Source organism: Lujinxingia litoralis, from assembly GCF_003260125.1.
Classification (GTDB): domain Bacteria; phylum Myxococcota_A; class Bradymonadia; order Bradymonadales; family Bradymonadaceae; genus Lujinxingia; species Lujinxingia litoralis.
This window is the reverse complement of the sequence record NZ_QHKO01000005.1, coordinates 439,914-455,924: the sequence shown is the minus strand read 5'-3', so window position 1 is coordinate 455,924 and position 16,011 is coordinate 439,914. Positions and strand designations below refer to the sequence as shown.

14 protein-coding genes are annotated in these 16,011 nt (G+C 67.0%); 7 read left to right on the top strand and 7 right to left on the bottom strand.

Annotated features, from left to right (window positions below; translation table 11 throughout):
• From DL240_RS13335 to DL240_RS13320, 4 genes are all read right to left on the bottom strand, one after another.
• A partial coding sequence (locus DL240_RS13335) for a hypothetical protein (protein WP_146618291.1) occupies positions 1 to 245 on the bottom strand: 245 nt, incomplete at its 3' end.
• A gap of 431 nt (positions 246 to 676) precedes the next feature.
• The gene (cysS, locus tag DL240_RS13330) at positions 677 to 2,200 is read right to left on the bottom strand and encodes a cysteine--tRNA ligase (protein ID WP_111730392.1); all 1,524 of its coding nucleotides are present in this window, start codon (positions 2,198 to 2,200) and stop codon (positions 677 to 679) included.
• 205 nt (positions 2,201 to 2,405) lie between these two features.
• Positions 2,406 to 4,112: an AIM24 family protein gene (locus tag DL240_RS13325; protein ID WP_111730391.1), complete on the bottom strand. Its 1,707-nt coding sequence runs from the start codon at positions 4,110 to 4,112 to the stop codon at positions 2,406 to 2,408.
• 170 nt (positions 4,113 to 4,282) lie between these two features.
• Positions 4,283 to 5,983, bottom strand: coding sequence for a hypothetical protein (locus DL240_RS13320; protein WP_111730390.1), 1,701 nt, complete (start codon positions 5,981 to 5,983; stop codon positions 4,283 to 4,285).
• Between the two features lie 467 nt (positions 5,984 to 6,450).
• On the opposite strand from DL240_RS13320, the gene DL240_RS13315 reads away from it, so the two are divergent.
• Positions 6,451 to 7,596: a DegT/DnrJ/EryC1/StrS family aminotransferase gene (locus DL240_RS13315; protein ID WP_111730389.1), complete on the top strand. Its 1,146-nt coding sequence runs from the start codon at positions 6,451 to 6,453 to the stop codon at positions 7,594 to 7,596.
• Positions 7,597 to 7,609: 13 nt separating this feature from the next.
• On the opposite strand, the gene DL240_RS13310 is transcribed toward DL240_RS13315, so the two are convergent.
• Positions 7,610 to 8,347, bottom strand: a complete 738-nt coding sequence (locus DL240_RS13310) for a sigma-70 family RNA polymerase sigma factor (RefSeq protein WP_111730388.1) — start codon at positions 8,345 to 8,347, stop codon at positions 7,610 to 7,612.
• Between the two features lie 347 nt (positions 8,348 to 8,694).
• On the opposite strand from DL240_RS13310, the gene DL240_RS13305 reads away from it, so the two are divergent.
• The 5 genes from DL240_RS13305 (at position 8,695) to DL240_RS13285 (ending at position 13,325) form a co-directional block, all read left to right on the top strand.
• On the top strand, positions 8,695 to 9,297 hold the full coding sequence (locus tag DL240_RS13305; RefSeq protein ID WP_111730403.1) for a sigma-70 family RNA polymerase sigma factor: 603 nt from the start codon (positions 8,695 to 8,697) through the stop codon (positions 9,295 to 9,297).
• 110 nt (positions 9,298 to 9,407) lie between these two features.
• Positions 9,408 to 10,589 (top strand): anti-sigma factor, encoded by a 1,182-nt coding sequence (locus DL240_RS13300; RefSeq protein WP_111730387.1) that lies wholly within the window; start codon positions 9,408 to 9,410, stop codon positions 10,587 to 10,589.
• Positions 10,590 to 10,657: 68 nt separating this feature from the next.
• Positions 10,658 to 11,098 carry a hypothetical protein gene (locus tag DL240_RS13295; protein WP_111730386.1) on the top strand — a complete coding sequence of 147 codons (441 nt, stop codon included), beginning with the start codon at positions 10,658 to 10,660 and terminating at the stop codon, positions 11,096 to 11,098.
• Between the two features lie 248 nt (positions 11,099 to 11,346).
• Complete coding sequence (locus tag DL240_RS13290) at positions 11,347 to 12,162, top strand: FHA domain-containing protein (protein WP_111730385.1); 816 nt, start codon at positions 11,347 to 11,349, stop codon at positions 12,160 to 12,162.
• 140 nt (positions 12,163 to 12,302) lie between these two features.
• Positions 12,303 to 13,325, top strand: coding sequence for an MBL fold metallo-hydrolase (locus DL240_RS13285; RefSeq protein WP_111730384.1), 1,023 nt, complete (start codon positions 12,303 to 12,305; stop codon positions 13,323 to 13,325).
• On the opposite strand, the gene DL240_RS13280 is transcribed toward DL240_RS13285, so the two are convergent.
• Complete coding sequence (locus DL240_RS13280) at positions 13,247 to 13,705, bottom strand: hypothetical protein (protein WP_111730383.1); 459 nt, start codon at positions 13,703 to 13,705, stop codon at positions 13,247 to 13,249. The two genes, DL240_RS13285 and DL240_RS13280, sit on opposite strands and share 79 nt — an antisense overlap.
• On the bottom strand, positions 13,702 to 14,457 hold the full coding sequence (locus DL240_RS13275) for a tRNA1(Val) (adenine(37)-N6)-methyltransferase (RefSeq protein ID WP_158542559.1): 756 nt from the start codon (positions 14,455 to 14,457) through the stop codon (positions 13,702 to 13,704). The genes DL240_RS13280 and DL240_RS13275 overlap by 4 nt, the downstream gene beginning before the upstream one ends.
• Positions 14,458 to 14,644: 187 nt before the next feature.
• Here DL240_RS13275 and DL240_RS13270 point away from each other — a divergent pair, with 187 nt between their 5' ends.
• The gene (locus DL240_RS13270) at positions 14,645 to 15,991 is read left to right on the top strand and encodes a 5'-deoxyadenosine deaminase (protein WP_111730381.1); all 1,347 of its coding nucleotides are present in this window, start codon (positions 14,645 to 14,647) and stop codon (positions 15,989 to 15,991) included.
• Positions 15,992 to 16,011 lie beyond the last annotated feature (20 nt).

Genomic DNA, 16,011 nt, shown 5'->3' with positions numbered 1-16,011 from the left:
CCACCGACGCCGACGACCCCACCGACGCCGATGACCCCACCGGCGGCACCCGCGAGCTCGCCACCGACAAAGCTCCCCGCACCATCGAGTTGGCTGACGGTCGGGTGGCAGTCGTGGAGGCCGCCCGCGTCGATGGTTTTCATATGGTCTATTATTACTTCGACGCCACGGGCCTGGAGGGTGCCACCACCGCGGATCTGCAAGCGTTTATGGCGCGCTCCGGCAAGGCGTTTGGCTCCAGGCACCCGGAGGTCTCGCTGTACTTCTCAAGCTCGGCGACGAAGGACGCGCAGGGGAGGGGGGCAAGAAACGCTTCCGACGGCGGTCCATGTACGATTCTCGGGGAAGAAACGCTTCCGACGGCGGTCCATGTACGATTCTCGGGGAAGAAACGCTTCCGACGGCGGTCCATGTACGATTCTCGGGGAAGAAACGCTTCCGACGGCGGTCCATGTACGATTCTCGGGGAAGAAACGCTTCCGACGGCGGTACATATACGGTCACCTCGGTCAGCCCGGAGGCCATGCGCAGGCGCACACAGCGCCCCGGGGGGGAGTGCAAGACCGGGTCCTCCCTCCCGAGCGTCGGACAAAAAAAGGCCACCGACAGGGGTCGGCGGCCTTTTCTGGCGCTTCGCAGGGGGGAGGGGCTGAGGCCACTGCCCCCCTGATTAAAATTACTTGATGCGCCAGGAGGTGCCTTCGGTGCCGTCCATGATCTCGACCTGGAGGGCGTCGAGTTCGTCGCGGAGGGCGTCGGCCCGGGCCCAGTCTTTGGCGTCGCGGGCTTCTTTGCGCTGGGTGATCAGCGACTCGATGTGGTCGGCGTCGAGGTCGAGGGCTTTGACCTTGAGGTCGCGCAGCTCCCGGAGCGCTGTTTGCGGCTCGCGCTGGAGCAGGCCCAGGATGGCGCCGGCGGCCAGCAGGAGCTCGCGGAGTTTGAGCAGGGTGTAGGGCTCCTCACCCTTGGGCTTCTTCTTGGACTGGGTGGCGTCGTTGATGGCGCGGGCCAGCTCGCCGACCAGGGCCAGGGCGCGCGGGGTGTTGAAGTCGTCGGCCAGGGCCTCTTCGAAGCGCTCCATGAAGGTGGTGATGAGCTCCTGGCGCGCGGCCACCAGGTCGGTGGTCGGCGGCACGTGGTCGGCGGCGTCGAAGCCCGCGCGGGAGAGGGCCTCGTCGATGCGGGTCAGGCAGGTGTAGAGGTACTCCACCCGGCTGGTGGCCTCTTCGAGCTGCTCGACGGCGTAGGTGATGGGATTGCGGTAGAGCACCGTGTGCATGAAGTAGCGGATGGCCTCGGGGTGGATGCCCTGCATGACTTCGCGGGTGGTCCAGAAATTGCCGAGCGATTTCGACATCTTACGCTCGATGCGATCTCCCGCTTCATTGGTTTCGGCGACGTTGACCATGCCGATATGCATCCAGTAGTTGGCAAAGGGAGCATGGCCGCAGGCGGCCTCGGACTGGGCGATCTCGTTTTCGTGGTGCGGGAAGATCAGGTCGCGGCCGCCCCCGTGAATATCAAAGGAATCGCCCAGGTAGCGCTGGCTCATCGCCGAGCATTCGATATGCCAGCCCGGCCGCCCGAAGCCCCAGGGGGACTCCCAGCCCAGCTCGTCGGCTTTGGCGCCCTTCCACAGGGCAAAGTCAAAGGGGTGCTCCTTGATGTCGGAGGCCTCCACCCGGCCGGAGCGCCCCGCTTCCATATCGTCGAGCTTGCGGCCGGAGAGCTTGCCGTAGTCGTCAAAGGAGCTGATGCGAAAGTACACGTCGCCCTCGACCGCGTAGGCATGCCCGCGCTCGATCAGACGCTCGACCATCGCGATGATCGCGTCGATATGCTCGCTGACCTTCGGCTCCACGTCGGCAGGGGCCACGCCCAGCTGGCCCATATCCTCATCGAAGGCTTCAATGAAGTGTCGCGAGAGCTCCAGCGGATCGATGCCCTTCTCGGCGGCCCGCTTGATGATCTTGTCATCGACGTCGGTGTGGTTGCGCACGTAGGTCACCTCGTAGCCGAGGTGGCGAAGGTAGCGCTGAACCACGTCAAAAAAGATGTAGACGCGCGCATGTCCGATATGCGTGAGGTCGTAGACGGTCACCCCACAGACGTACATGCTGACCTTGCCGGGCTCGGCCGGTTCAAAGGGGCGCTTCTGGTCGGACATGGTGTCAAAGAGGGTGATCGGTCGGATGCTCATCGCGTGCCTTCTCCAGATGGTGTGATTCAGGGGGGAGTTGCTCGGTGCCCGGGGCCGGCGGCCTCGAAGTCATTAAGGGGATAAGGCTCTAACACAGTGAGGGGTGGAACAAAACAGGGTGCTGTATCAGGCGGAGCGGGGCGTGCGATCGGGTGCCAGGGCATCGATCGGGTGCCAGGGCATCGATCGGGGGCCCGGGGCGCGATCAGAGGCCGAGCAGGCGGCGGAGGGCGTCGAAGAAGAAGCCGGCCACGGCCTGGGCGGGGGAGCGCTGGCGCTGGCGCGCGGCCGGGTTTTTCTCGAAGAAGTAGGTGCCCTCACCCTCGAAGAGGTCGACGACCAGGGGTTCGCGCTGCGGGTCGAGGAGGTAGGGGAGGAAGGTGGCGGCGCGGCGAGTGCGGTAGGTCAGGCCGGCGTCAAAGCCCAGGATGTTGGGCTGGCGTTTTTCGGCCCGGTCGCCCTGGAGGGTCGGGGCCTGCACATCGCCGTAGCCCTCGACGATCAGGGAGCCGGTGCCGTGAAAGATCAGAAAACGCACCTGGGAGGTGGCCCAGGCATGCCAGTTGAAGAGGCGCCAGCGGGAGGTGATGGCGATGTCGCCGCGGATCGCCACCACGCGACTGGAGCGAAAGACCACGCCGGGGTGCTCGTGGAGGTCGACCTGCATCAGGTAGGCGTCGGCATCGTGCGGGGAGCCCAGGGTGATGGGGCGCGCCGGCGCGTCCCCGGTGGCCGAGGTGGGGGCCGGGCCCGGGAGGCGCGTGAGCAGGACGAGCCCGGAGATAAAGGAGAGGTTGGGGGCGCGGCGATCGAAGAAGAGAGCGGTGGAGGCGCCCTCGCGATCGGAGAGGATGTAGCCGGGGCGCGCGAGCAGCCGCTCGTGGGGAGCCAGGGTCAGGGTGAGGGTGCGCTGCGCCGGGGTGGTGTGCAGGCGCGGGGTGTCGGGTGCCAGGTCATCGAACGCGTGAGCGTCCGTGTCGGGTGCCAGGTCATCGAACGCGCGTGTGTCCGTGTCGGGTGCCAGGTCATCGAACGCGGGAGCGCGGGGGTGGAGTTCGATGGGGCGCGCGCGGCTTAAGAGGGGCAGGGCGACGAAGTACCAGAGGGTGCGGCGCAGGTAGGGGGAGAGGGCGATCAGCAGCGCCAGGGCCAGCAGTGCCGGCCAGCGTTTCTGGAACTCCAGGACCAGCCAGCGCTCCTGGCGCAGACGGGCCTCTTCGGAGTGCAGTTGCGCGGCCTGGTGCAGGAGGGCGTCGCGCTGGTCTTCGAGGTGCAGGAGGTCGTCGGCGCTGCGCTCCCGGAGGGCGTCGAGCTCGGCGGTGGTAGCCGTGAGTTGGGCGTGGGCCTGGTGTTCAAATGCCGTGGCGCGCGCGGTGGCCTGGCGCTCGATCTGGGCGGCGGCGCGCTCCACGGCGGCGCGTTGCATGCTGGCGGAGCGCTCCATGCTGGCGAGCTGCTCGCGGAGGGTGCGGCAGGTCCACCAGTCGACCGGGTTGAAGCTCTGGCAGTAGCGCGCTTCCAGGCGTCGGGTGCTTTGTTCCAGGGTCTGGCGGCTCTCGGCGACGCCCTGGCGCGTGCGCTGGATTTGCTGGCGGGCCTCGTGCTCGATGCTGGCGAGCTCGGCGCGGGTCTGGCGCTGCCAGTCGGCGCTGGCAAGGAGGCGCTGGCGATCCAGAGCCAGGATGCGGGCGCGGGTGGCCACGGCCCGGCCCTGGTGGGCGGCGGCCTCCTCAACGCCCTGGCGGCTGGCGTCCTGGAGGTCTTTCAGGCGCTGCGGTGTCTGCACGGCCTGGCGGATCCTGGGGCCGGCCTCATCCAGGAGCAGGGCGCCGACAAAGAGCAGCGCCATCAGCCCACCGATCACCAGGAGGGCTTTGAGGAGCGCGGCGGTCAGGGCGGCGAGGAGTCGCATCCGGAACACTCAACAGGGGCAGCACAAGGGGCAACATCAGCGTCGAGCCAGCGTTGCGCCCGGGGAGGGGGCCGCCCGGCAGTGTAGGCGAAGATCTCCCCGGCCGCGATCCGGAGCTGGCGGTGGCGAGTCAGCGGCTCACGCCGCCTCGCTACCGGCCACGGTGCCGCTTACTCATCAAAAAGATCGGCCAGCGAGGAGAGATCGTCGAGGAGCGAGTCGTCGGCGGGCGGTGCCGGCTGCGCGCGGGGCGCGAGGTAGTGGCGCGGGTCGAGTTGAGCCTGGCGCCAGCGCCAGAGCGTCGCCAGCTCCAGGAGGGCCTGGCGGAACTCCTCGATGGTCTGGCCGCCGACCTGGTCGAGCTGGCGCAGGCTGCGCTCGTCGCCCTCGATCGCGTCGAGCGTGTGGCGTTGAAGGTCGGAGCCCTGCGCGGCCAGGCCCCGCTCCAGGCGTCCGGCTTCGGTGGGAGAGAGGGGGAGCTCGGCCAGACTCAGCGCCATAAAGCGCGGGTCGAAGAGGGCGCGCAAATTGGGCAGGATCGCCGCGGTGCGGGCCAGGGTAAAGGAGTCGTCGGGCTGTGCGCTCAGCGGCACCCGGGGCTGGCGCAGGCAGGCGCCGTAGGTGGCGGCCAGATTGAGCTCGGTGCGGTAGGTGATCAGCGCGCAACGCACCCGGTGGGCCGCCGGAGTCTCGGGGTGGCTCTCGGCCCAGGCCCGGGCCTCGCGGATGGGGCGCAGCCGGTCGATGCCCATCGCCTCCAGCACCGGATCTTCTAAGAGGAGCAGCGCCAGCGGGTGTCCCGAGAGCGCCTCGCTCATGAGCAGGTGGCCCTGGCCGCTGCACCAGAAGGGGCTCAAGAGTTCGTCGAGGCTCAAGGGGGCATCGTCCGGAGAGAGTCCGCCCTGCTTGAGGAGCTGGGTGGCGACGATTTCGTCGACCTCGGATAAAAAGGCCTCCCGGGCCTCCTCGTCGTCGACCAGCGCGGCGATGTGCGCGTGGATGGTCAGTCCCTGGGCCTTCTCGGCAAAGGCGCGCCAGAGGGCCTGGCGAGCCCCCAGCAGGAGGCCTTTGCGCGAGACGCGGTGGCGGCCGCCGTAAAAACTCCCCTCCACCCGGCCGCTGACCGGGCGTCCGTGGCGATCGCTGGGATCGATAAGCGTGCGTAAGAGGTCGAGCTCCAGCTGCTTCCAGGCGTCGCGGTGAGCGCGGCGCGGGTGGGCTTCTAAGAGTTCTTGGACCTTGCTCAGGCGCTCCCCCTGAAGCTCATAGCCGAAGGCCAGGTAGAGTTCGCCCTCAAAACTCACGGGCCAGCCGCAGTAGATGCCCTCCTGGCGCAGCAGCTGGCCGTCGCGGCCCAGCACGCCGGCGATCTCCCGGGGCCCCTGTTCGGGGTGGAGCAGGCAGCTCATCTGATCGCCGGCCTGCTCAGGCGCGCTCTGGTAGCGGATCACCTGCAGCTGAGCGCGCTGGAGCTTGCGCAGCAGCTCGCGCAGCGTGCTGTCTTTGATGGCGCTGCGCACCCGGCCCTGAAGGGGCTCTTTGCCGAAGATGCGCCCGCCGGAGTCGCCGTAGAGGGTGGCCGGGATCAGCACGCAGGCCCGCACCTCGGGGGCGATCAGGTCGAAGTAGAGCCCGGCGGCCTTGCAGACCTCGTTGAGCACCGAGAGCTCCGCGCGGGCGATGACCTCGTTGTGGACCTGGACGCCGGTGGCGTGCAGGCGCTCCAGCAGGGCGGTAAGCCGCTCGGCGCGCTCCTGACAGGCCTGGCGTTTGCGGCGCGCGCACAGCGAGATCAGCTCTCCGGAGCAGGCGCGCTGGCGTGAGGGGTCGGTCGGAGCGCCGGGGGCGCGCGGATCCGTCGGTTGGGTCATAGTGCGTCCTTGCGATGGGGCCCGCGAAGATCGAGAGGCTCGAGGAGTTCACACATCGAGCGCCCGGCTCCAGGATGGTGGCCAGGAGATGCCGGGCGTCGGGGCTGGTGCGCCCGGTTCAGAAGGGCGCTGTGTGAGCCGGTCAAAGGTCGGATCGTTGACTCCGGGGTCGCTCAAAAAGTCCGGGCCGCGCGGCAAACGCTCCTCAATCCCAGGGCTTTGCCCCGGGCCGAGGCGTTGCGGGCGGTGCACATCCGGACCAACGATCGGCGCGGTGGCGAGCATTCCCCGCCCTTTAAGGCTCGGTGCGGATTGCGCCCAAAGCCCCCGGGTGCCAAGGTTGGCCCGCGCCGGCTCGGCCCCAACCCTGGTAAAGGCTTGGTCCGGGGCCGGCGGCGGACTTATATTTGATCGCCGGACACTGCGCGAGCCTCTCTTCTGGTGCTGACGAGCTGCCGAGACTTCCTATGACTGCTCCCAACAAGACCCGCATCTACCTCTCCCCTCCCGACATCGGCGACCTGGAGCGGCGCTACGTCCAGGAGGCCTTTGATACCAACTGGATCGCCCCGCTGGGCCCCAACGTCGACGGGTTTGAAGCCGAACTCGCCGCGCGGGTGGGCGTGGGGCACGCCGCGGCGTTGATCAGCGGGACCGCGGCCTTGCATCTGGCGCTGCGCCTGTGTGGCGTGGGGCCGGGCGATGAGGTGGTGGTCTCCTCGCTGACCTTTGTCGCCAGCGCCGCGCCGGTGGTGCAGCTGGGGGCCCGACCGATCTTCATCGACGCGGAGCGCGCCTCCTGGAACCTGGACCCGGCGCTGGTGGCCGAGTTTCTGGAGACGCGGGCCCAAGAAGGGCGCCTGCCCCGGGCGCTGATCGTGGTGCACCTCTACGGACAGTCGGCCGACCTGGACCCGCTGGTGGAGATCTGCGCGCGCTACGGCGTGGCGCTGATCGAAGACGCCGCCGAAGCCCTCGGCGCGACGTACAAGGGTCGCGCCCCGGGGAGTCTGGGCAAAGCCGGGATCTTTTCGTTTAACGGCAATAAGATCATCACCTCGTCGGGCGGCGGGATGCTCGTCTCCGACGATGCCGACTTCATCGCCCACGCCCGCAAGCTGGCCACCCAGGCCCGCGATCCGGCCCCGCACTACGAGCATACCGAGCTGGGCTATAACTACCGCATGAGCAACGTGGTCGCCGGCATCGGTCGCGGTCAGCTGGCCTCGCTCGACCAGAAGGTTCAGGCGCGCCGTGCCAACTTCGCCCATTATCAGGAGGCCCTGGGGGCGTTGCCCGGCCTGACCTTTCAGCCGGAGGCTCCCTGGGGCATGCACTCGCGCTGGCTGACCTGCCTGACCATCGACCCGCAGACCTTTGGCAACGATCGCGAGGCCATTCGCCTGGCGCTGGAGGCCGAGAATATCGAGGCCCGGCCGGTCTGGAAGCCCATGCACCTGCAGCCGGTCTTTGCCGAGGCGGAGATGGTCGGTGGGGCGGTCAGTGAGGACCTCTTTGAGCGCGGACTCTGCCTGCCCTCGGGCTCCTCGTTGAGCGCGGCCGATCGCGAGCGCATCATCGCGATCGTGGGCGATTGTGCTCGCCAGGGCTGAGCGCGTTGCCGACTCAAGGGCAGGGGGCGTCGGCGAGGTCTTCAAAGTGGGGATCGTTTTCGATGGCCTCGCGTAGCTCCCGCAGCGCGCGGGTGTGCATGCGCGAGGCCCAGGAGACGGAGCAGTCCAGCTCCCGGGAGAGCTCGGAGAGGGTGCGCTGATCAAAGTAGTAGCCCTCGATCAGCGCGCGGGTGCGCTCGTTGAGCCCCTCGACCAGCTCCCGCATGCCGGCCACGAACTGATCGTGCTCCAACGTGCTTAACTCCGGGGTGGCCTGGCCGCGAAGCGCCTGCTGGGGAGGCTGACTGAGCACGTACACCACGTTGAGGTTGCCGGCGATGTCTCCGAGCATCCCCAGGCGCTCTTCGATGGAGCGCTCCTGGGTGCTTAAGTGCACCACGTGGGCGTAGGCGCTCATCACCTCGTTGGCCGCCTGCTCATAGGTGCTCTGCTCCCCGATGACCTGAGCGTGCTGTCGGCAGGCGTCGTACATGGCCCCGCGGATGCGATAATAGGCGAAGGTCACGAAGCGGTCGTTGATCGTGGGGTCGAAGCGTTTATACGCCGTCAGAAGCCCGGTGTAGCCCCAGCTGACCAGATCCTCCATGCTGAGGACTCCGCCGGTGTTCTGATGAACCTTGTGGGCGATCTTGAACACGAGCTTCTGAAAGCGGCAGATCAGGTCCCGGGTGTTGGTGGGCAGAGGAGTGTTCTCCTCGCGGGTGCGTGTCGCCTCGCTCGTATGCGTCATGGCGTAGGTGATCCGGCTGCGCGCCTTAAAGCGCGTGGGTTTGCCGCACCCTCTGCACCAGGATGTGTTCGGGACCCGGGATGCACGCGTCAGCGCACACCACAGACAGCGCCCCGTACCACCGCGGGCACGGAGAGTGCTGACCTGTACACCGGGGGCCACTACGAAAGGGCCCAACCCCCACAACAGCAGGTCGAACGATTAGGAATGGCCCGACTCTATCGAGTTCACCCGAAGGTGGCAAGCCTGTCCGGTTGCTGCCGGAGGCCCCCCTGCACTACACTCCGCCCGACGTGGCCCCCCCGGGACCCCAACCCAGTGAACCTCCACCTTGCTACGGGGTGTTTGTGGAAGATCAGGAACTCCAACTTGTGGAGCGCGCCCAACAGGGCGATCGCGAGGCGTTTAAGGAGCTCGTCGAGGCCTATCAGCGCAAGGTCTACGGCATCTGCATCGGCATGCTCAAAAATCCCGATGACAGCATGGATGTCAGCCAAGAGGTCTTCATCAAGGTCTATCGCTACCTTGAGAAGTTCAATCGGCAGTCGAGCTTTTACACCTGGCTCTACCGAATCACCGTCAACATGTGCATCGACTTTCTGCGCAAGAAGAAGCGGGTGCAGGAGGTCGATTATGACGACGGCATCCTGCGCGGCAGCGATGAGGTCGAGGGCGATGAGCACATCCTGCCCTCTCGCCTGGGGCTGAACCCGGATCGGGTCTACGGACGCAAGGAGTTGCGCCAGAAGATGCTCGAGGCGCTGGAGACTCTTTCGGAAAAACACCGCACGATCCTGATCCTGCGCGAGGTCGAGGGGTTGAGCTACGAGGAGATCGCCGACGTGCTCAACATCTCCAAAGGCACGGTGATGAGCCGCCTCTACCACGCGCGTCGTTACTTTCAGGCCGCCGTGGAAAACTACGTGGGTGACGAGCTCAAGGTCAGCTAAGTCCCGATCGATGTTTTGAATAGTTCGCTTAGAGCAGGCGTCTAGCTCGCAGGAACGGACCTTAGCCTTACATCCCCTGCAGCCCGTCTTTGGCGAGACCGAGGCCCACGATGACCCAAGAGTTGCTGACATACCCGCAGGCGCTACGCCTGCAGCGCTACGTCGACCAGGAGCTTGCCGACGAGGAGCGCGCTCAGGTGGAGCGCGAGTTGGAGGTGCGCCCCGGCTGGCGCCTCTACGTAAGCGCGCTCGAAGAGCTCCGGGTGGCCGTGGAGATGGCCAGTGAGGCCGCCTGGGAGCGTGCCCCGAGCGTCGACGCCGCCACCATCGCCCGGCTGGCGCAGGCCGCCAACGACCTCTCACAAAACTCCCTGGAAGAGCTGGCCCCGATGCTGGAGCGCTTCCATGATGGCGAGGTCGATGAGGCCGAGGCCGCCGTGATCGCCGCGTTGATGGAGTCACGCCAGGATGTGGCCGACTATCTGGCGGAGCTCGACGGCATCGGCCAGGGCCTGCGCGCCAACGACTTGAGCGCCGGCGTCGACTTCGGTGATTTCTGGGCCGGGGTTCAGGCCGGCCTTGATGCGCCGGCCGATGAGCCGCTGCGCCACCCCTCACGTTTTGATGCCGAAGAGCACCGCGTGCTCCTCTACCGCTACCATGATGGTGAGGCCAGCGCGGAGGAGTGTGCTCAGGTCGAGCGCTGGATCGCCACCGGCGATCCGGGGGTCGATGCCACCCTGGGAGCACTCGCCGAGCTGCATGTGGGCATCAACGCCGCCCACGAGCTGGCCCGCGATCAGGCCGACTTAAGCCACCTCTGGGAGGGCGTCGTCGAGGGGCTCGACCGGGCAGACGCCGAAGCCGCTGCCGGCAACGTCGTCTCCCTGAGCGAGCGCCAGCGCCCGGTGCACGCGTCTCCGTACAGCTCCCCGGTGTTTGCGGCCGTGGCGGCCGTGGCCCTGCTGATCTGTGGGGCGATCGCCAGCCAGATCTTCTTCCAGAGCGAGAGGGTCGTGGAAACCCGTACCGTCGTGATCTTCGACAGCGTGGAGTATGCCCCGGGCTCTTCGGTGATGATCCACAACCCGCAGCTCACCGCCGCCGGTGTCGATGAGGCCGAGGTCGATGTCCCGATCCTGTGGGTGATGGACGATGAAGAGCCCGCCACGCCGAGCGCCGAGGAGGCCGGTACGCCCGCGCCGGCAGAAGATCGCAATGAACAACCTGCCGCCCCCGACGTCGAACCCGAAGAGACCCCCGAGACGCTGCCTGTGGGGCGCCCGATTTAAGAAGCACCCGCTGGACCCTTTGTTGCTTTCAGGTGATTGAACCGCCACCGCCCACGCGAGACCCGACCATGCGAACGCTGAGAAACCTTTTTACCTTTGTCTTTGCTTTTGGACTCTTCCTGACGATCAGCGTCAGCGCCAGCGCCCAGGAGAAGGTCACCATCGAGGTGCGGGCCATCGCTGCCAGCAACCAGAGTGAGGGCTTCGATAGCCAACTCTCCGATCTGCGCCGTCGGCTGGAGCGTGGGTTCGCCGGGTACACCTCCTTTCGGCAGGTGGCCAGCTCCCGGCTCTCGCTGGCCGATGGCGAATCCGATGATGTGAGCCTGCCCGACGGCTCCACGCTGACGATGACCTCGCACGGGAAGCAGGAGAGTTTTGTCAAACTCGGGCTCACCATCGGCGATCGGCTCAACACCACGCTGCGGGCCACGCCCGGGAGCACGTTCTTCCAGGCCGGGCTGAGCTATCAGAGCGGCATCCTGATCCTGGCGATTACAGTGAGGTAGATCCTCGATTCGTCGCCGGCGGTCGGGCGCCGGCGACGGCAGGTTCTTTCGGGTGGTTGACCCTGGGGTCAGCCACCCGATTGCGTTTCTGGACACCCCAAAAAGCCCTGTGCTAAGGTCACGACACGCTTGACCTTCCCGGCGATTAGACGATCGTCAAAGGGTGCCGACTCGCCAGATCCCTGGCGTGCGCGGTGCTAGCGCTAACCCCTCAGACCCTCTCGACCAACGTGCTCGGGCCGACTCCCATGACCGATCAAAATCGCAAGACGCTTCGCAGCTTCTATTGCCGCGACTACCTCTGGGAACTCTTTGAGCAAATGGCCCAGGAGCTGGGCTGCTCGATGGACTATCTGATCAACGAGTCGATGCGTCAGTACGCGCGCAATCGCGACTACGCCGTGGGTGAGCCCCAGGAGGCCGCCTACGCTGCCGCCCCGCAGGCGCCGGGCTTTGGCGCGGGCAACTCGCCAGGGCTGGGCGCGCCGCCGCAGACCGGCGGCGAACGCTTCAATGTGGGCGGCTACGGCGGTGGACAGGGCATGGATCATCGCACCTTTGATCGGGTGCCGGCCGTCGGCAGCGCGCCGCGTCCCCCGCAGGCGCCGCCCCAGCCGCCCTCGTTCCCACAGCGTCCGGCCGGCGGACCGCCTCCCCCTCCCCCGCGTCCCAACGCCGGAGGTGGCTGGCCCCAGCAGGAGCCTCCCCAGGCCCCACGTCCCCCGCAGGCGCCGTCGCAACCGTCCTTTGGCGCGGAGCCGGCCTTCGGGGGCAGCGCGCAAGTCCCGGTCTTTTTGAGTTTTAACAACAACCGCTACACGATCGACAAAGAGAAGTTTGTCATCGGGCGCGGCAGCCAGCAGACCGATCTGACGATCCGCGATGGCAACATCTCGCGTAAGCATTGCATGGTCATCCACCGCAACGGCGCCTATTACATCAAAGATATGGGCTCGACCAACGGGGTGGAGTTCCGCGGCAACCGCATCGAGTCCAAGAAGATCGAAGAAGGCGACGTCTTCTACCTGTGTGACTACGAGCTGCGCTTCTCCTTTCGCGGCTGAGCTTTTCACCGCGCGCCGCAGGCGTTAGGTTCCCGGGGCCGGTGTGCAAGCGCGCACCGGCCCCCGGCTTTTCTTGATTCGATGTGTGCTGGCGCCGACGACCACCGGTGTCCGACGCGCCCACCCGCCAGAGATCGCCCATGTACCAGATTGAAGAGCTCGGTCCTGAGCTCTACCGCATCGCGCTCACCCGCAGCCTGGAGCTCAGCCCCGAGGCGCTTCGTCAGCCGACCAACGTGTACCTGTGTGGTCCGGCGCCCTGGGCGCTGATCAACGCCGGTCACCCTGCGCTGCACGCCGAAGATCTGAGCCAGGCGCTCTCGGAGTGCGGAGTTCGCTCCGATCAGATCGACCGCATCATCGCGACCTCCTGGGATGTGAGCGCGATCGGCGGAGCGCGAAACTTCCCCCAGGCCGAGGTCTTCGCGCTGAGTCCCGACATGCTGGCCCCGCGCGATCTGGAGATGATCACCGAGCGGCGTCGGGCCGCGTTGAAGACCCGCGCCACCGAGCTGGCCGCGGTCATCGAGGGCTTCGATGCCCCGGCGGTCCACGCCTGGATCGAGCGTTACTACCCGCGCATGACCCGGAGCCTCAACGTGGTGCCCCTGCGCCAGGGGATGCGCGTGCGCGCCGGGCGCCTGGAGCTTCAGGTCCATGACACCGCCGGGGTAACTCCGGGGCATATGGCCCTCTTTGATGAGGCGTCGGCCACGCTCTTTTCCGGCGATATCGCCCTGAGCGGCCTTCCCTCGCGCCAGAGCGATCCGGCGACCTACGCCACCAGCATCGAGCGTCTGGCCGGGCTCAACCCCACACTCGCCCTCCCCAACTTCGGGCGCCCCTTTGAGCGGGCGCGCTGGACGCTGGTGCGAGCCTCGCGCTTTCTTAACAACACCCTCTCCAGCGCGGCGTCGGCGCTCTTTAATGGCCCGACGATCATCGAGTTCATTGAGCGCGATCGGGGCTACGAGCTTCAGGAGCCGGTGGAGCTTCTCTGGAGTTTTGAGCTCTTTAAGGCGCTCTTTGATGAGCTCGTGCGCACGCGCACCATTCAGGCCGAGGGCCAGGGCGTGACCCGTCGTTACGGAGTCGACGTGGAAGATCCGCGCGCCGAGGCGCGTACGCCGGCTTCAAACCCCTCGAGCTCAAACCCGGGGTAGGGCGCCCCCTCGGAGGGCCAGCCCAGGAGCGTGAATTCGGCGGTGTCCTCCACGCTGCGGGCGTAGGTGTGGAGCGCCTCGACGGTCTCGTCCTCGGCGGCCCGAAGCTCCGTGCGTTGCCAGCGGCCGTAGCTCCAGATCTCAAAGGGCGGTGCCTGACAGCGGCAGGGATTGTAGCGTGCCACAAAGCGCACCGCGCCCGGGATACTACCGGGAGTGCTGGCTTTTGTGGTGCTCTTCTGCAGGGCGCGCCCGGCGATCTGGGTGGCGCGCTCCAGGGGATCGCCGGCCGAGGCACACCCCCAGGCACCCTGGGCCAGCCCCAGACACAGCGCCAACGCGCCCGTACCCCTCCACACGCTCTGCAGGCGCATCTTCATGCCGGATCCATCCCCAGCCGTCGGCGCACCTCAGGGCTGTAGTGGCCCTCGGCGTCGCGGATCATCAGCGGCGGGCGAATCTTTAAGTCCGGCGCCGAGGGGCGTCGAAATCGATACTCGCTGAGGTAGGCCGGACGATCGGCACGATCGTGGTAGTGGCGCATCTGCGCCAGGCGAAGATCGGTCTCGCCAGCGGCGGCCACCACGTCGAGGTGGCGCACCGGCGGAGCGATCAGTTGCAGCCAGCCCCGGGGCTGGAGCAGGTAGGCCGCCGCGCGCACAAAATCCCCCAGCGTGCCGTGAAGCTCGTGGTGGGCCTGGGCCTTTTGCGCGTTCTCACTGGGGCGGCGAGAGCCCTGCGGGTAGTAGGGCGGGTTGGCGAGCACCAGAGCGGCCGACTGGGGGGTGAAGAGTGCTTTACGCTGGCGAAGATCGCCCTCGATCACCACCACATTTTCAAGCCCGTTCTCCGCCACATTCCGACGTAGGAGGCGAGCAAGGTCGGGCTGACGCTCCACCGCCACCACCCGCACATCCGGGCGCTGCCAGGCCACCGTCAGTGAAACCGGCCCCTGCGCCGCGCCCAGCTCCACCACCGTGGCGCCCGGCGCCAGCTCGGGAAGATCGGTGGCCAGCAGGAGCGCGTCGAGCCCGAAGCGATACCCCGAGGTGGCCTGCCACAGGTGGAGCGCGCCGCCAAAGATCGCGTCGCGGCTTAACTCCTGGTCACTGCTTGATGCTTCGCTACTCATCGTTTCATCCTTCTCCCGGCGACCATGGCGCCGGCGCCTGCACGTCGTACTCGGCCGCATTATGGCTCAGCGGCTGCCCCTTGAACAGTGCGCCGGATCGGTGGCAGGCTGCGCGCCGCTGTGGTAGCCTGCCACGCTTTTGCTCGGCCGGGCCCGGCCTGGAATCACCCACGTTGAGGAACACTTGATGTCTGCACGAACCTGGCTCAAGAACGCCACGCTGGTCACCATGAACGCCCAAGGTGATGTCGTCGAGGGCGACCTGCTCATCGAAGACGGTCGCATCACGGCCATTGGCACCGTCGATCCGCAGCAGGCTCAGGGGGCGCGCCAGCTCGATATGAGCGGTCACGTCATCACCCCGGGCTTTGTGCAGTGCCACATCCACCTCTGCCAGACCCTGATGCGTAACCACGCCGACGATATGGTGCTCATCGACTGGCTCAAGCGCCGGATCTGGCCTTACGAGGCCGCGCTGACCCATGAGACGCTCGGCGTGAGCGCGCGTGTGGGGCTGGCCGAGCTGATCCTGGGCGGTACCACCGCGATCCTGGATATGGGCACCGTGCATCACACCGACGCCATTGGCGAGGCGGTGGCTGAGAGCGGCATCCGCGCGCACATCGGCAAGTGCATGATGGACCTGGGCGATGAGGTGCCCGAGCCCATGCGGGAGGTCACCGCCGAGAGCATCAAAGAGAGCCTGCGTCTTTATGACACCTGGCACGGGGCGGCCGAAGGGCGCATTCAGTACGCCTTCGCCCCGCGCTTTGCGGTCAGCTGCACCGAAGAACTTCTGCGCGAGGTGGGGCAGGCCTCCCGCGACCTCGGGTGCCATATTCACACCCACGCCTCCGAGACCACCTACGAAAACGACTTCACCCGCGAGCGCTACGGGGTGAGCAACATCGCGTTCCTCAAAGAGGTGGGCATCACCGGCGAGCGCAGCGTGCTCGCCCACGGCGTGCATGTCGACGATGACGACTGCTCCATCCTGGCCCAGACCCAGACCTGCATCTGCCACTGCCCCTCCAGCAACCTGAAGCTGGCCAGCGGCATCGCCAACATGCCCCGCTACGATAAGCTGGGCGTGCGCGTGGCGCTGGGCGCCGACGGCGCCCCCTGCAACAACAACCTCGATGCCTTTATCGAGATGCGCCTGGCGGCGCTTTTGCAGAAGCCCTTCCACGGACCGCAGGCCATGCCGGCCGAGCGCGTGATGCGTCTGGCCACCATCGACGGCGCCCGCGCGCTGGGCCTGGGCGATGAGATCGGCTCGTTGGAAGTCGGAAAGTCGGCCGATCTGATCGCCTTCGACCTCGACAATGACCCGGGCTGTGGCCCGGGAGGCGACGTGTACGCTCGCCTGGTCTACACCGCGCAGAAGCATAACGTGCGTCACGTCTTTGCCTCGGGCAAAGAGCTTGTGGCCGGCGGGGAGCTCGTCGGGGTCGATCTCGGCCAGTTGATGGCCCGTGCGCGTCAGGCTCATGCCGACACGGCCTCGCGCATGCAGCAGTTTATCAGCGGCTAAGATCCCGCAGCACCCGGAAC

Excerpts from the sequence above, each read along its gene's own strand:
- cysS (WP_111730392.1), bottom strand. The coding sequence starts at position 2,200 with ATGAGCATCCGACCGATCACCCTCTTTGACACCATGTCCGACCAGAAG.
- DL240_RS13325 (WP_111730391.1), bottom strand. The coding sequence starts at position 4,112 with ATGCGACTCCTCGCCGCCCTGACCGCCGCGCTCCTCAAAGCCCTCCTG.
- DL240_RS13320 (WP_111730390.1), bottom strand. The coding sequence starts at position 5,983 with ATGACCCAACCGACGGATCCGCGCGCCCCCGGCGCTCCGACCGACCCC.
- DL240_RS13315 (WP_111730389.1), top strand. The coding sequence starts at position 6,451 with ATGACTGCTCCCAACAAGACCCGCATCTACCTCTCCCCTCCCGACATC.
- DL240_RS13310 (WP_111730388.1), bottom strand. The coding sequence starts at position 8,347 with ATGACGCATACGAGCGAGGCGACACGCACCCGCGAGGAGAACACTCCT.
- DL240_RS13300 (WP_111730387.1), top strand. The coding sequence starts at position 9,408 with ATGACCCAAGAGTTGCTGACATACCCGCAGGCGCTACGCCTGCAGCGC.
- DL240_RS13295 (WP_111730386.1), top strand. The coding sequence starts at position 10,658 with ATGCGAACGCTGAGAAACCTTTTTACCTTTGTCTTTGCTTTTGGACTC.
- DL240_RS13290 (WP_111730385.1), top strand. The coding sequence starts at position 11,347 with ATGACCGATCAAAATCGCAAGACGCTTCGCAGCTTCTATTGCCGCGAC.
- DL240_RS13285 (WP_111730384.1), top strand. The coding sequence starts at position 12,303 with ATGTACCAGATTGAAGAGCTCGGTCCTGAGCTCTACCGCATCGCGCTC.
- DL240_RS13280 (WP_111730383.1), bottom strand. The coding sequence starts at position 13,705 with ATGAAGATGCGCCTGCAGAGCGTGTGGAGGGGTACGGGCGCGTTGGCG.
- DL240_RS13275 (WP_158542559.1), bottom strand. The coding sequence starts at position 14,457 with ATGAGTAGCGAAGCATCAAGCAGTGACCAGGAGTTAAGCCGCGACGCG.
- DL240_RS13270 (WP_111730381.1), top strand. The coding sequence starts at position 14,645 with ATGTCTGCACGAACCTGGCTCAAGAACGCCACGCTGGTCACCATGAAC.